Origin of the sequence: Nocardia ninae NBRC 108245, from assembly GCF_007990755.1 — a bacterium.
Classification (GTDB): Bacteria; Actinomycetota; Actinomycetes; order Mycobacteriales; family Mycobacteriaceae; genus Nocardia; species Nocardia ninae.
Map to the genome: position 1 here is coordinate 157,888 of NZ_BJXA01000002.1, position 14,651 is coordinate 172,538.

Below are 14,651 nucleotides of genomic sequence, written 5' to 3' on the forward strand. Positions count from 1 at the left end.
CGGTCGGCGCGGACGGTGACGAAACCGACTGTCACGTCAGCACTTTGATGCCGCGCACGGCCCGCAGCTCACCGAGCAGGGCCGAACTGACCGTCACCGGGTAATTGTCGACCGCGAGTGTGGTCCGCCGGTCGCGGTAGCACAGCACGAGGCGCACCGGGGTCCCGCCGCGGTGGGAACGCAGCGCCGACTTCAATTCGAGGACACTGTCGCGACGGGTGGACTCGGCGTTGATTTCCAGCGTCAGCGGCGGCGCGTGCTCGCCACGTTCCACGGAACTGATGTCGAGCGGAGCGAGATGGGTGCCGAAGATGCCCATTCTGTCCTCCCGCCAATTCACTCGGCCTTCCACTGCCACAACGGCGTCCACGACCAGGTCGGTCGTGAACACGGTGTAACTCTTCGGAAAGAACAGCACTTCGACCGAGGCGTCCAGGTCCTCGATGACCGCGATCGCCCAGCATTCACCCTTTTTGTTGACCCGGCGTTCCAGGGCGGAGATCATGCCCGAAATCACGATCGTTCCCTCCCGTGGCGCGTTGGCCAGCACATGGGCGATCGGCTTCGGTGCCGCCTTGCGGAGAATGTGATTCGTGCCGTCGAGTGGATGCCCGGAAACATAGAGCCCCAACATTTCTCGCTCCAGCCCGAGCAAGATCTTGCGCGGCCACTCCTCGCCGTCGAATGTCAGATGGCTCAGCGGTGAGGAATGGCTGGACGTCTCCTCGGCGCCACTCTCGACGCCGAACAAATCGAACTGCCCCATCGCCTCTTGACGTTTGAGTCCGGTGACCGCGTCCACCGCTTCCTCGTGCACGTCGATGAGCGCCTTGCGCGGGTGATCGAACGAGTCGAACGCGCCGGCCTTGATGAGCGACTCCAGCACGCGCTTGTTGCAGCAGACCAGCTCCGACTTCTCGAGGAAATCGGCGAACGAGGTGTACTTGCCCTTGGTGGTGCGGGTCTTGATGATCGACTCGACCACATTGGCCCCGACATTGCGGATCCCGCCGAGCCCGAACCTGATGTCGGTGCCCACGGCGGAGAACCGCAGCGACGACTCGTTGACATCCGGCGCAAGCACTTTGAGTCCGAGCTGACGGCACTCGGCCAGGTAGATCGCCGACTTGTCCTTGTTGTCGGCCACCGAAGTGAGCAGGGCCGCCATGTATTCGGCCTGATAGTTGGCCTTGAGGTAGGCGGTCCAGTAGCCGACCAGCGCGTACCCCGCCGCGTGTGACTTGTTGAACGCGTACCCGGCGAACGGCAGCACGGTGTCCCACAGGGCCCGCACCGCCTCGTCGGAGAACCCGTTCTCCCGCATACCCGCGCGGAAGCCCTCGAACTCCTTCTCCAGGACCTCGAGCTTCTTCTTGCCCATCGCCCGGCGCAGCACGTCGGCGCGGCCCATCGAGAAGCCCGCCACCCGCTGGGCGATCTGCATGATCTGTTCCTGGTACACGACCAGGCCGTAGGTCTCGGCGAGGATGTCGCGCAGCGGCTCGGCCAGTTCCGCGTGGATCGGCTCGATCGCCTGCCTGGCGTTCTTGCGGTCGGCGTAATTGTTGTGCGTGTTCATCGCCATCGGCCCCGGCCGATACAGCGCGTTGACGGCGATGATGTCCTCGAATCCGGTGGGGCCCAATCGCCGAAGCAGTTCGCGCATCGCGTTGCCATCGAGCTGGAAGACGCCGAGGCTGTCGCCGCGACCGAGCAGCTCGTAGGTCTTCGGATCGTCGGTGCCGAGCGAGTCGAGGTCGACCGTCTCGCCGCGGTTGGCCTCGATGTTCTCGATCGCGTCGCCGATCACGGTGAGGTTGCGCAGGCCGAGGAAGTCCATCTTGAGCAGGCCGATGGCCTCACAGGACGGGTAGTCCCACCCGGTGATCATCGAGCCGTCCTCGCGCCGCCACAGCGGGATCACGTTCGCCAGCGGCTCCGAGGACATGATCACCGCACAGGCGTGCACGCCCGCGTTGCGGATCAGGCCCTCCAGGCCGCGCGCGGTCTCGAAGATGGTGGCAACGTCCTTGTCGGTCTCGATCAGCGAACGGACCTCGGCCGCTTCGGGATAGCGCTCGTGCTTGGGATCCACGATGCCCGACAGCGGGATATCCTTCGCGGCGACCGGCGGCGGCAGCGCCTTGGAAATCCGGTCCGCGATGGCGAAACCCGGCTGGCCGAAGTGGACCCGCGCCGAATCCTTGATGGCCGCCTTCGTTTTGATCTTGCCGAAGGTGATCACCTGGGCGATGCGGTCGCTGCCGTATTTCTCCGTCGCGTAGCGCACCATCTCACCGCGGCGGCGGTCGTCGAAGTCCATATCGATATCGGGCATCGACATGCGCTCGGGATTCAGGAATCGCTCGAACAGCAGACCGTGGTGGATGGGATCCAGGTTCGTGATGCCCATCGCGTAAGACACCAGCGACCCGGCTGCGGAGCCACGCCCGGGACCGACCCGAATGCCTTGCTGGCGTGCGTAATTCATCAGGTCGGCGGTGATGAGGAAGTAGGCAGGAAACCCCTTCTGCACGATGATCTCGATCTCGAACTCAGCGCGGCGCAGGTACTCCTCGGGTACGCCGCCAGGCAGTCGCCAGGCGAGGCCGCGCATGACTTCCGCGCGGAACCACGAGGTCACGTCATAGCCCTCAGGCGCTTCGTAGATCGGCATCCGATCGGTGTGCTCCCACACCTCGGCGTAGGACTCGACCCGTTCGGCGATCAGCAGGGTGTTGTCGGCCGCGCCGGGCACCTGGGTATCCCAGTACGCTCGCATCTCGTCGGCCGACTGCAGGTAGTAACCGTCGCCGTCGAACTTGAACCGCGTCGGATCGCTGAGTGTCTTCCCCGCTTGGACACATAGCAGCGCGGCATGCGCCTCGGACTGATCCTTGGTGACGTAGTGAGAGTCGTTGGTGGCCAACGGGGGAATGTCCAGTTTCGCGCTGATCTCGAGCAGCCCTTCGCGGACCGACCGCTCGATCGGCAGACCATGGTCCATCAGTTCGACGAAGAAGTTCTCCTTGCCGAAGATGTCGCGATAGTCGGCGGCCGCCTCGATCGCCTCGGCGTGCTGGCCGAGTCGCAGCCGGGTCTGCACCTCGCCGGACGGGCAGCCGGTGGTGGCGATGATGCCTTCGGCGTGCCCGGCGACCAGTTCCCGGTCCATCCGCGGCTTGCGGTAGTAGCCCTCGATGCTGGCCAGCGAGGACAGCTTGAACAGGTTGCGCAAACCGCGCGCGTCGCGCGCGAGCATCGTCATGTGCGTGTACGCACCACCACCGGAGACGTCGCCGCCGACGCCTTCCCCGTTCGACCCGCGCTGATTCGCTTGCCCCCAGAACACCGGCTTCTTGTGGAATCGGCTGCCCGGGGCCAGGTACGCCTCGATGCCGATGATCGGCTTGATACCCATCTTCGTGGCGACCTGATAGAACTCGTCGGCCCCGAACATGTTCCCGTGGTCGGTCATCCCCACCGCGGTCATCCCGAGCCGCCCGGCCTCCTCGAACAGCGGCTTGATCTTCGCCGCACCGTCCAGCATCGAGTACTCGGTGTGCACATGCAGGTGAACGAACGTGGACAACGGAGGCCTCCAGGCGCGACTCGGACTCGGATCGGCCTATTCGAGCCGAGCGGGCGATCGCGGGTCAAACAATCAACACGCACCGCGTGACAACCAGTGGTTGTCCTGGCTGGCCCTGTGCCGCAAGCCATTCCGTTCGCAGGCCCGAAGCGTCAGTGCCGACTGCCTCGCCCCGTGAACGGTTGTCCGTCAAGCGGATCGGCCCCAGCTGTCGCTGCGGATCTCGGTCTGCGGGAGCCAGTGGCGTTCGGGGGCGAACGGGGCGAAGTCGGCGGCGATATGGCTGCGGAGGCGGGGCAGCACGGGATGGCGATTGCTCCGGAGCCAGAGCATGGAGTGTGGATAGCAGGGCGTCGGCTCGGCGAGCGGGATCCGGCGGATGTCGGGATGCCAAGGGACGCGCAACAATTCACCGGAGAAGAGGTAGCCGTCGGCGGATTCGGCGATCTCGTCGAGCAGGTGATCCAGGCCGAAGTCCGGACCCGTGGTATCGATGGTGAGTCCGAAGTCCTCGGCGAGATCGTCGTAGAACTGCGCCCATTCGCTGCCCGGCTCGTTGCCGGGCATCCGGGCGATCGAACCCGCGAGGTCGGCAAGGGCGACCCGGCGTCGATCGGCCAGGTGGTGTTTGTGGCCGACCAGGATGTGCAGGGGTTCGAGGTACGCGGGCATGTGGTCGATAGCGGGGTCCAGCGCGCCGACCACCCGCGCGAAGGCGACGTCGATGGTGCCGTTGACGAGGGCGGATCGGCCGCTGCGCAGTCCGCTGGACGTCACGATGTCGATCTCCACCCCGCGGTGGGTCTCGTGGAACGTCCGGATGAGCTCGGTGGGCGCGAGACGGGTACCGAGCACGTCCACCCGCAGCGGACGGTCGTTTCCCTGTATCGACGCGACGGCCTGATCGGCCAGCGCGATCAGAGCGCGGGCATGGACGAGAAAGGCGGCCCCGGCCTCGGTGACGTCGCTGCCTTGGCGGGTGCGGTGGAACAGTGCCGTGCCCAGCGCGGCTTCCAACTTTGCGATGCGCTTGGAGACGGCCTGCTGGGTCAGTCCCAAATGGTCTGCCGCCGCGCCGAAGTGCTGGCAATCGGCGAGGACGAGGAAGGCTCGGACCGCGCCGAGATCCAGTTCCAACTCGGTTCCTTTCACAACAGGGGGTTGTCGGCCGAAGAGCCACACTAGGCGCGTCGGGCGTGGAGGGCCATCTCCGGTGGCTCGCCGAAACATCGCCGGGGCGCCGCCGGGCATCGGCAAGAGGTGCAGCGTCTTTCGGGCAACACATATTTTCTCGCGGGTAGATCATTCGGCGACGGCAGCTGTATTCCCCACTCGTCATCTGGGGTTTCACCCAGCCGACGCCGCGGCTTAATCTCCGCCCATCGGGAATTCATACGTCCCTTTGGAGGAGTCGATATGTCCCGTATCTTCCGGCCGACTCGATCCAGGTGCCCGGCCTCGTGCCGGGCGGCGTCCTGTGTGCGGGCGCGGCGGGCATCGGGACAGGCGAAGTCCGCGTCGGGGACGGCGAACAACCTCACGCTGCGCAATGCGGTGGCCGGCGGTTGTGCGAGAGACAAGGGAAGTCCATGAGCAGAGTACGCAATATTCTGGCATCTTTGACCGCGGTGACGGTGTGCGGTTTTTCGACGCTGGCCCTGAATCCGGCGGCGGCGCACGGCCAGGATGACTCGCCTTACTACTGGGAAGTTCCGGTGCCGACCCAGGCGCAGAAGGACATCATCGAGGAGGCCGGGATCGAAATGGTTCCGGCCGGTCCGGGGCAGGTGACCATCGCCGCGGACGAGGCGACCGCCAAGGCGCTGCGGGAACGCGGACTCCAACCGAAAAAGGGTGCGCCGGTATACAAGTCGTTACCGCAGGAGCGAAAAGCTCCGGACCCGACGTATTACGGCGGTTATCACACCGCGGCGGACCTGCTCAAGCATGCCTCGGATGTGGCGGCCAAATACCCGGGCATCGCCCAGGTGCACGACATCGGCAAGAGCTGGAAGGCCGAACGAGGCACCGGCGGGCACACCATGAAGGTCATCTGCCTGACCGGAATCGCGAAGAAGGCCACCGATCAGGAGAAGGCCACGGCGAAAACAACGCTTGCCCCGAACGGCTGCGCGATGTCGCCCACTGCCTCGACCAAGCCGCGTTTCCTGTTGACCGCGCAGATCCACGCCCGCGAGCTGGCGACCGGCGAACTGGCCTGGAAGTGGATCGACTACCTCGCCAACGGCTACGGCACCGACGCCACGGCGACCTCGATCCTGGACAACACCGAGATCTGGGTGGTCCCGGTGACCAACCCGGACGGGGTCGACGTGACGGCCAGCGGCGGGAACCGGCCGAAGATGCAGCGTAAGAACGTCAACAACACCCAGACTCCCTCGTCCTGCTCGGTCGTGGACGGGTCCGGCAACGGTCCCGGCGTCGATCTGAACCGCAACTTCACCATCCGCTGGGGTGGTGACTCGCGGAACCCCTGTTCGCAGACGTTCCAGGGCCCGCGCGCCGCTTCCGAACCGGAAACCCAAGCGGTACAGCGGCTTTACGCGAGCCTGTTCACCAATCAGCGCCCCGCGGGCAGCCGGGATGTTCCGGATACTGCCAAGGGAATCGTGATCGATCTGCACGCATACGGTAATTACGGAATCATTCCGAGCGGCGCCACCACGAAGAACGCCAGCCAGTTGCGCGCATTGGCCAGGAAGATCGTTCCCGGGTTCACCGTCGGCACCTCCGAGGAAACCGTCGGATACTCGACCACCGGAACGACCGACGATCAGGCACACGGCGCATTGGGACTGGCCGCCCTCACCATTGAAATCGGCCCGAACAATTCGTCGTCCTGCGGCGGCTTCATGCCCCGCTACTCCTGCGTGAACGACACCTTCTGGCCGCAGATCAAGCGGGCGTTCACCACCGCGGCGCAATCCGCGGGCGCACCGTACAAGCAGACACAACCGAGTCCGGCAGACAACCAAACACAGCAGCTTCCCGCAGGTAGCTGATTCCATTCCCGCGCGCCGACCTGGTCCCTGGTGGCCGGGTCGGCGCTCGGCTGCGTGTGCCGGGAACGGTGACGTTGGTAACTGGACAGATTCTTCCGAATGTAAAGCTGATAGCTTGTGCTGGCCATGCTTGCGCCACGCGGGCGATCGCTCCGGTAGTCGAATTCCGGTCATGATCTCACCGCCGATGTAAGGGCGGTATCGCGATGACCAACAACCGCTTGTCATTTCGGTCCCGGTGGCAATACCGGGTCGATTACCACTGGGTGGTCGATTTTCTCGAATACCATTCCGTGCTCGGCCGGATCAAGGTCGTGATCGGCGCGGGTGGCCTCATGATGCTGGTGAACGCCGCGCTGATGGCGGTCTCGCCGGCCGGTGTGCACGGGAGGGCCGGCACCGCGGTAACCATGTTGTCCGCCGTTATCGGCGGTCTATGGGCCGTGCGCTGGTGGGCGCTGTCGTGGCCGCGCGAGGCCGAATCGCTGGCCTGGATCGCCGCCATCGACGTCGTCACCACCATCGACAGCATGCTCGTCCAGGATCGTGTCCTCGGCGCCCTCGGAATGATCATGCTGGTCGCGACGGGCACCTATGTGGCGGTCTTCCACAGTCCGCGGATCCTGGCCCTGAGCCTCGGCTGGTCGCTGCTGTCGATCCTGGTGCTGTCGGCCACGATGGTGCTCGGCACCGGACGCTGGCGCGGCGATATCGCGCTCGGCATCGCGGTCGTGGTGGCCAATCTCGCTGTAATCGGTGTGGTGTTGCCGACCGTGCAGCTCTCGCACTGGCTGCTGCGGATGGACGCGCTGTCCGATCCGCTCACCAGACTGCTGAACCGACGCGGCCTGGACTCGCACTGGTCGGAACGCGCCGGATGGGCCGGGCGCCCAACGGGTTACGCGATCGCGTTGGACCTGGACCGGTTCAAAGCTGTGAACGATACGTTCGGCCACCCGTTCGGCGACGAGGTCTTGCAGCGGACCGCGGATCGGCTGCGATCGGCGGCCGACTCCGATGCCCTCATCGCGCGCACCGGCGGCGAGGAGTTCGCGGTGGTCGGCTGGGTGCGTGACGTGCCTGCCGCCGTGGTCGCCGAGCGGCTGCGTGCCGCGATCGCGACGATGCCCGGCCTGCCGATCACCATCACCGCCAGCGTCGGCGCCGCATTGTTCACGGCGTCCCGGACCGGCGAACTGCCGCCGCATCAGCACGTCCTGCGCGCCGCCGATGCGGCGATGTATCGAGCGAAGCGACTGGGCGGCAACACCATTGTCCTCACCGACGTGGGGTCGACCGCACAGGAACCGGACTCGAGCTGTTTCGCCAAGGCCGGCGCCGAGGTTTCCAGGCTCACTCGACCGCGACACGAGCAGCACCGCCGATCCTGACCTCGTACGGTCTACCCACGAGGAATGGATACAGCGATGACAGCAGCGTCCGACAACGTCAGGCCCGCGGCCGCGGTCGACAACGGTCGTGCCGGACCACCCGACGCCGCCGAGGTGGCGCAACTGAACGACCTGCTCGATCATGTCCGAGCCAACGCACTGCGCCTGCAAGCCGACTTCGGTGTCCCGCCGAGCGTGCTGCGCATCCGCGCGGGAGAGGTCACGGTCGAGGCCGAGTGGCCGCAAACCCCCGCGCCTGATCTGGGAGTTGCTGCACACCAGAATGTTTCGAGTTCCACTGAGGGCGAAGCAGCGGTGGTGGTGGACTCGCGTTATCTCGTGCGCGCTCCTTCCGTAGGCGTGTTCTACCGGGCTCCCAAACCTGGCGCCGCGCCGTTCGTCGCCGTCGGCGACCACGTCGAGCCGCAAACTCAGGTGGCGATCGTGGAAGTCATGAAGCTGATGATCCCGGTGCACGCCGGAGTCGCCGGACGGGTGGCGGAGGTGCTGGGTCCGGAGGGTGGCCCGGTCGAGTTCGACGAGCCGTTGTTCGCCATCGAACCGGATGCGGCCACCGCCTGAACGCTTCGTTCAGGCGGTGGCCGCCGGGAGCTCAGGCAGGCACGATGGCGACGACGCGAGTCCAGCCCGCGCCTGCCCCGCCCACCGGTATCGGGAAACACGCGATGGTGAACCCGGTAGCGGTGGGCAGTTCTTCGAGATGTGCCAGCTTCTCCAGTTGCAGATATTCGCGTTGCCGTCCATAGATGTGGGCGGGCCACAGCGCGCGGGGATCGCGGCTACGGCGGTACTCGTCGATCATCTGCCGCATCGGCCGGTCGAGACCCCACGCGTCGATGCCGATCACCCGAATGCCTTGCTCCACCAGGAATTGCGTGCCTTCACCGCTGAGGCCCGGATAGTGGTCCAGGTAGGCCGCCGTACCCCAGAACCGGTCGGCACCGGTCCACAACAGCACGATCTCGCCGGGGGCCAGCTGGTGGTCGATGCTGTCGAGCGCACCCGCCAGATCCGCCGGCGTGATCGCCTCGCCCGCAGGCACGGCCCGCATGTCCAGGCGAACGCCGGGACCGTAGCACCACTCGAGCGGCACCTGATCGATGCTGCGGGCCGGCTGCCCCGCACAGAGCGGACCGTAGTGCAGCGGTGCGTCCATATGAGTTCCGGTGTGCGTGGTCAGCGTGACGGTCTCATTGGAGATCGCCATCCCGTCCGGAAAGTCCTCGGGCGCAAGGCCGAGCACGGTCGCACCGCTGCGATGATCGAGCAGATCGATCTTCACCGGCGTCGCCTCGCTCGGCGCGTCCCGGAGCACCACGCTCAGATCGATCAGGCGAGTCATGCTGCGGTCCCGGCCAATTCCGCGGTGATCCGCTCCGCCTCCGTCTTGACCGCGGCCAGATCGGCGACGCTGTTGCGCTCGACCGCGGCCTGCAACATCTCGTCGGCCTCGGCGTAGGTGTACTTCCCGGCGACCTTGCCGTCGACGGGTTCGCGCGCCACGAAGTCGTGGGTCAGCACCAGTTGGGTGTGGTCGTCGTCCAGCGGCAGCGCCCGCCACTCACCGCCCATGTGCCCCATCAGCGGCGCCTTCTCCAGCTGCTGGTAGGCGATGACGTGCCGGTCGGCGTCGAGGTCGCGGCGGGAGACCCACGATTGGTTCGCCCCGCTCACCTCGACGACGAGCCGGGCGATCTGATGCGTCGGCGACTCCTCGAGGATGGTGACCTGCTGGGTCGGCGGGAAGATCTTGGCGTATCCCTCGACATCGGCGAGGACGCCCCAGACGACGTCGACCGGTGCCTCGACGGTGACTGTGTGCTCGGTGTGGTGCATGGTGGCTCCGTTCGTCGGTGTGCGGCGGGCGAGGAGATCCTCGTGGTTGGCGTAGGCGGCGTCGTAGGTGATCTTCGAGCGCCACTGGGAGATGAAGCCGTGGACGTGCGGCAGTTCGGAGAAGGTCCGCAGGTCCGCGATGGTCCGGCAGGAGAACTGCGCGATGGCGTCGGCGGTGACGCCCTGGGCGCCGTCGTCGACGGGCAGCCGAATGTGCGGGCCGTGGCCGAATTGTTCGATGAGATCCGAACTTTCGGCGAGCGCGCGCAGTCCGGTGAAGAACTGGTCGCGGTCCTGTTCGCTGACCGAGTTCGCGAAACGGTAGATGATTGTGTGGATTATCAAGCGAGCCTCCGCTGGTCGAGTGCTGTCACGCTCGATCGTGCGCGGGCGGGCTCGAGGTTCACTCGTACGCGAGTTGAGACGGCGCGGCAGGCACCGGTCCGGCCGGCCGACCACCACAACCCCTCACGCGCTGCGTACGGAACGCTCCGTACGCAGCGCCGCGGTGGTCGGCCGGTCGAGGTGCCATCGGTCCTGCCGCACCGAACGCCGACGGTAGTCCCGCCGATACGCACCAACGGGTGCCTAACGACTTGGCAGGCTGAGATTCATGACGACGCCAGCCGATTCCCGGTACACCTCGTCCCCGGACGCTGTCGCGGGCCGTTGCCCGCCGCGGCTGGTGGCCCCCCTGTTCGGCAACTCCTGGCTGACGGTCACGGCGTACGCGCTGCGCGAGGGGCCGATGCGCACGGGTCAGTTGCGTCGCAGCATCGGCGGCATCAGTCAGAAGATGCTCACCCAGACGCTGCGGCGGATGGAAGACATGGCCTTGGTCGAACGCAGGCGTTATCCGGAAGCCCCGCCGCGCGTCGAATATCAGCTCACCGCGGCGGGGAAAGACCTGCTGCTTCCCATTTTCGCGTTGGGTGCGTGGGCGCACCGCCACGGTGATGCGGTGCGCTCCGCGATGGCCGAGCATCCCGCCGGACGGTAAAGGCCCGGCGGGATCGCTGCTAATAAGCCACCCGGTCCTCGGTCAGCAGTTCCTGCTGGATCGACTGGAGCTCCGAGGTCGGCCGCACACCCAATTCCGCGTCGAGTACCTGCCACAGATCCCGATACGCCGCCAGCGCCTCCGCCCGGCGCCCGCATTTGTGCAGCACCTTTATCAATTGGGCGTGCAGATTTTCGTTGAGCGGGTTTTCGGCCACCAGTAACCGAAGTTGCGGAATAAGTCCTCGGTAATTACCGGTGCGCTGTTTGAGTTCGATATCGAGTTCTAGCGTCGTGAGTCGTACTTCTTTCAGATAGGTGACGTAGGCGTCGAGTACCTGACCCTTCGGAATACCGACCAAGAACGGCCCGCGCCATAATTTGCGGGTCACGTCCAAATGATCGATCACCGATTCCAGATCACCGAGTGCGTACGCTTTGGTGGCCTTGTCGACGTGCGCGATGTATGCCCGCACGTCGACCGACTCGTCGGCCACCTCGATCGCGTACCCGGACGGCCTGGTGACCAGGATGTCCTTGTCGCCGGACAGCGCCGCGAACATCTTGCGGGCGTGGTAGACGTAGGTTTGCAGGGTGGTGAGCGCGCTGCGGGGCATGTCCTCGCCCCAGAGTTCCTCGATCAAGGAATCCACGCTCACCGTCTCGCCGTTCTGAATCAATAACAAGCCGAGTAGTTGGCTTATTTTCGATTGTGTCAACAGGATCGGCCCTTCGTCGGCGACGATTTCGAACTGGCCGAGCAGCTTGAACCTCATTTTCCATTCCCCCCCGGGGTGTCGGACATGCGTCAAGACGGTCAACGTCGCACTGGTCGTAGCTGACCGTTGAATGTGTTCGAACCAAGAGTACGTCGCGCCCCGGCCGCGACGGCTCCGAATGCTGACACGGGGTCGATAGAGAAATTATCGCTCGATTCGACCCGAATCGTGCCGCTCGAATGCTATCGCGACTATTCTCTGCACCCCAAGCCCAGACTTCTGTGGTCGGCACCTATGGGTGCTCAACGATAGCCTGAGTTTCACATTTCGATTCGGTCACGTAATACCTATCGTCCGAAAGGCTCATGTCCTATTTATCTGATTCGTCAACGCAAACCGTGCCGCAACGCCGCAATCTGGTCGCGTACCATGCGTTGCGACACGGCGGCATGCGCGAGTCCGATCGACGCGTGGAACGTGCCGAGATAATGCACGATCTCGGTTTTCACGCCGGCCCGAATCAAGCGGTGCGCGAACGAAATTCCCTCGTCGCGCAGCGGGTCGTACTCGCAGACCCCGACGAACGCGGGCGGCAATCCGGAAATGTCCACGGCCCGCGCCGGTGCCGCGTACTCCGACGGCGGGCCAGCGCCCAGGTAGTGCCGCCAGCACAGGGTGAGCGCGGTGCGGTCGAGCATCGGCGTGTCCACGAAGGACCGCGCGGAGACGGTGGCGAGGCGGTCGTCGAGCTGCGGAAACAGCAGGTACAGGAACGCGATTCGGGGGCCGTGCCGGTCCCGTGCGAGCAGCGCGACCCCCGCGGCCAGCCCGCCGCCCGCGCTGAAGCCGCCGACACCGATCCGGTGTGGTTCCACTCCTAGTTCCACTGCCCGGTCCGCGGTCCATTCCAGGGCGGCGTAACAGTCGTGCAGGCCGGCCGGGAACGGATGCTCCGGCGCGAGCCGGTACTCGGGGGACACCACGACCGCGCCGACTTGGTCGGCGATCCGCGACGCGAAGGTCTGCGCGGTATCCAGGTCTCCGGTCACGAAGCCACCCCAGTGCGGAAATATCAAGGCAGGCAGAGGTTCCGGCCGATCGACCGGGCGATAGATCCGAACGGTCACCGGTCCGGCGCCGGGTGGTCCTGGTATCGGCCGGTCCACGATCGTCACCCGGGACGCGGCCTCGTAGGCGGGCTGCCGAGCCATCACTGCGCGCAGGGCGGCGCGGGCGGCCACCGGATCCGAATAGTCGAGCGGTCGCAGCCGCGGCACGAACGGTGCCAGCTCCGGGTCGAAATCGTAAGTCACCGGCCCACTCCCGTCATTCGTCGCCACCGCAGCAGCCGCCGCCCGGCCCGGCCGGACGCCGCGGGCGCCACCGCATGCAGGGTCAGCCGATCGTCGGCCAGCTCGATGTCGCGGTGTTGCCGGGTCCCGACCAGATAGTTGTGCGAGCTGACCAGTACCCGGTGGATCACCTGCCTGCCGGACAGCTCCCAGGTGCCCGCGTAGCCCATGAAGCCGTGGCCGGTGCCCGGCGAGCGCATCATGCTCACCGACATGTGACCGTCGGCGGCGTAGAAGAGCAGGCCGCACGGGTCGGCGCCGAGCGGACCCTCGTGCACGCCGCCGTCGTCGTCGATACTGTGATAGGCCGCCAGCCACCAGGTGCCGATGAGATCGTCCGCGTGCACCCCGCTCACCCGCCGACCGAGGACGACGTCATCAGGATTTCGTCGACCAGCGCGGTGGTGTGCGTAGCCGACCGGAAGCGCTCGTGGTCGAGCACCTCGGCGAGGAACGCCGCGGTGGTACGCAACTGCGGCCCCGACATCCGGAATTCATCCAGCGCGCAACGCATTCGGGCGATCGCGCCCTCGCGGTGCGGCGCCCACACGATCAACTTGGCGAGCAGGGAGTCGTAACTGGCCGGCACCACATACCCCGGATAGACGTGGGTATCGACGCGCACGAAAGGCCCACCGGGCGGCACGAATTCGGTGATGGCGCCCGGCGCCGGGGCGAAACCGTGCGCGGGATCCTCGGCGTTGATCCGGCATTCGATGGCGCAGCCGGTGGGCACCACATCGGCCTGGGACAGGCCGAGCACGCCGCCCGAGGCGATGTCGAGCTGGGCGGCGACCAGATCGATGCCGGTCACCATCTCGGTCACCGGATGCTCCACTTGGATCCGGCAGTTGACCTCCATGAAGTAGTAGTTGCCGTCGGGCGCGAGCAGGAATTCGAAGGTGCCCGCACCGACATAGCCCGCGGCCAGCGCCCCGTCCACCGCGGCGCGGCCCATCCGCTCCGCCAACCCGGTCGGCAGCTCGGGCGCCGGGCTTTCCTCGATCAGCTTCTGATGTCTGCGCTGCACCGTGCAGTCGCGCTCGCCGAGGTACACGCCGTTGCCATAGCTGTCGCAGAGCACCTGCACCTCAACGTGCCGGGTCTGCGGCAGATATCGCTCCACGTAGACGCGGCCGTCCCCGAACAAGGCCTGGGCGACCGCCTGCGTGCGATGGAAAGCCTCGTCGAAGTGCTCGCCGTGCTCCACCACGGTCATGCCGCGCCCGCCACCGCCGGCGGACGCCTTGATGATGACGGGAAACCCGATGCGCCCGGCCAACTGCCGGGCCGACGCGTGATCCAGCGGCTCGATACTTCCCGGCAGCAAGGGAATTCCCACATCCGTCATCAGCGCCCGCGCGGAGGACTTGTCGCCGAGCTTGTCCATCACCGACGCGGGCGGGCCGATCAAGGTGATGCCGAGCGACTCGCAGGCCTCGGCGAAATCCGCTGACTCGGACAGGAATCCGTAGCCGGGATGGATCGCGTCGGCCCCGGTCTGCTCGGCCGCCTGCAGCACGGCGGCGGCATTGAGATAGCTGCGGCCCGGGGGAGCGGGCCCGATCTGGACCGCCTCGTCGGCGAGACGGACCACCGATGATTCGCGGTCTGCGGTCGAATGCACCGCGACCGTTGCGATGCCGAGCTCGCGGCAGGCTCGGGCGACCCGCACCGCGATCTCGCCACGATTGGCGATCAGTACCTTGGTGAACATT

12 protein-coding genes are annotated in these 14,651 nt (G+C 66.1%); 4 read left to right on the forward strand and 8 right to left on the reverse strand.

All coding sequences use genetic code 11. The features are described 5' to 3' along the window. Positions 1–31: 31 nt before the first annotated feature. Together dnaE and NN4_RS02805 are read right to left on the reverse strand one after the other, a co-directional pair. Entirely contained in the window at positions 32–3,592 is a 3,561-nt protein-coding gene (gene dnaE, locus NN4_RS02800; protein ID WP_147128353.1) for a DNA polymerase III subunit alpha, read from the reverse strand. Positions 3,593–3,781: 189 nt separating this feature from the next. Next, a complete protein-coding gene (locus NN4_RS02805) occupies positions 3,782–4,729 on the reverse strand; it encodes a LysR family transcriptional regulator (RefSeq protein WP_147128354.1) in 948 nt (315 codons plus the stop codon). 452 nt (positions 4,730–5,181) lie between these two features. Between NN4_RS02805 and NN4_RS02810 the strand changes: the two genes are divergently transcribed. From NN4_RS02810 to NN4_RS02820, 3 genes are all read left to right on the forward strand, one after another. Continuing rightward, entirely contained in the window at positions 5,182–6,615 is a 1,434-nt protein-coding gene (locus NN4_RS02810) for a M14 family zinc carboxypeptidase (RefSeq protein ID WP_147128355.1), read from the forward strand. Between the two features lie 206 nt (positions 6,616–6,821). Continuing rightward, positions 6,822–8,006: a GGDEF domain-containing protein gene (locus tag NN4_RS02815; RefSeq protein ID WP_147128356.1), complete on the forward strand. Its 1,185-nt coding sequence runs from the start codon at positions 6,822–6,824 to the stop codon at positions 8,004–8,006. A 36-nt stretch (positions 8,007–8,042) separates the two neighbouring features. Next, positions 8,043–8,588: an acetyl-CoA carboxylase biotin carboxyl carrier protein gene (locus tag NN4_RS02820; protein ID WP_147128357.1), complete on the forward strand. Its 546-nt coding sequence runs from the start codon at positions 8,043–8,045 to the stop codon at positions 8,586–8,588. Between the two features lie 31 nt (positions 8,589–8,619). Here the strand turns inward: NN4_RS02820 and NN4_RS02825 are convergent, their stop codons facing one another. Together NN4_RS02825 and NN4_RS02830 are read right to left on the reverse strand one after the other, a co-directional pair. Further along, on the reverse strand, positions 8,620–9,369 hold the full coding sequence (locus NN4_RS02825) for a cyclase family protein (protein WP_147128358.1): 750 nt from the start codon (positions 9,367–9,369) through the stop codon (positions 8,620–8,622). Beyond that, a complete protein-coding gene (locus NN4_RS02830; protein ID WP_147128359.1) occupies positions 9,366–10,208 on the reverse strand; it encodes an aromatase/cyclase in 843 nt (280 codons plus the stop codon). Before NN4_RS02830 ends, NN4_RS02825 begins: the two co-directional genes overlap by 4 nt. A 268-nt stretch (positions 10,209–10,476) precedes the next feature. Between NN4_RS02830 and NN4_RS02835 the strand changes: the two genes are divergently transcribed. Further along, complete coding sequence (locus NN4_RS02835; protein ID WP_147128360.1) at positions 10,477–10,863, forward strand: winged helix-turn-helix transcriptional regulator; 387 nt, start codon at positions 10,477–10,479, stop codon at positions 10,861–10,863. A 19-nt stretch (positions 10,864–10,882) separates the two neighbouring features. Here NN4_RS02835 and NN4_RS02840 read toward each other — a convergent pair whose 3' ends face one another. From NN4_RS02840 to NN4_RS02855, 4 genes are all read right to left on the reverse strand, one after another. Further along, positions 10,883–11,638 (reverse strand): AfsR/SARP family transcriptional regulator, encoded by a 756-nt coding sequence (locus NN4_RS02840; RefSeq protein ID WP_147128361.1) that lies wholly within the window; start codon positions 11,636–11,638, stop codon positions 10,883–10,885. A gap of 329 nt (positions 11,639–11,967) precedes the next feature. After that, the gene (locus tag NN4_RS02845; RefSeq protein WP_147128362.1) at positions 11,968–12,894 is read right to left on the reverse strand and encodes an alpha/beta hydrolase; all 927 of its coding nucleotides are present in this window, start codon (positions 12,892–12,894) and stop codon (positions 11,968–11,970) included. After that, positions 12,891–13,289, reverse strand: coding sequence for a lipocalin-like domain-containing protein (locus NN4_RS02850; RefSeq protein WP_147128363.1), 399 nt, complete (start codon positions 13,287–13,289; stop codon positions 12,891–12,893). The genes NN4_RS02845 and NN4_RS02850 overlap by 4 nt, the downstream gene beginning before the upstream one ends. Continuing rightward, positions 13,286–14,650, reverse strand: a complete 1,365-nt coding sequence (locus tag NN4_RS02855) for an acetyl-CoA carboxylase biotin carboxylase subunit (protein WP_147128364.1) — start codon at positions 14,648–14,650, stop codon at positions 13,286–13,288. The genes NN4_RS02850 and NN4_RS02855 overlap by 4 nt, the downstream gene beginning before the upstream one ends. Position 14,651 lies beyond the last annotated feature (1 nt).

What these genes read in the sequence shown, in the direction of transcription:
- NN4_RS02810 (WP_147128355.1), top strand. Translation starts at nt 5,182, where the DNA reads ATGAGCAGAGTACGCAATATTCTGGCATCTTTGACCGCGGTGACGGTG.
- NN4_RS02815 (WP_147128356.1), top strand. Translation starts at nt 6,822, where the DNA reads ATGACCAACAACCGCTTGTCATTTCGGTCCCGGTGGCAATACCGGGTC.
- NN4_RS02820 (WP_147128357.1), top strand. Translation starts at nt 8,043, where the DNA reads ATGACAGCAGCGTCCGACAACGTCAGGCCCGCGGCCGCGGTCGACAAC.
- NN4_RS02825 (WP_147128358.1), bottom strand. Translation starts at nt 9,369, where the DNA reads ATGACTCGCCTGATCGATCTGAGCGTGGTGCTCCGGGACGCGCCGAGC.
- NN4_RS02835 (WP_147128360.1), top strand. Translation starts at nt 10,477, where the DNA reads ATGACGACGCCAGCCGATTCCCGGTACACCTCGTCCCCGGACGCTGTC.
- NN4_RS02840 (WP_147128361.1), bottom strand. Translation starts at nt 11,638, where the DNA reads ATGAGGTTCAAGCTGCTCGGCCAGTTCGAAATCGTCGCCGACGAAGGG.
- NN4_RS02855 (WP_147128364.1), bottom strand. Translation starts at nt 14,650, where the DNA reads ATGTTCACCAAGGTACTGATCGCCAATCGTGGCGAGATCGCGGTGCGG.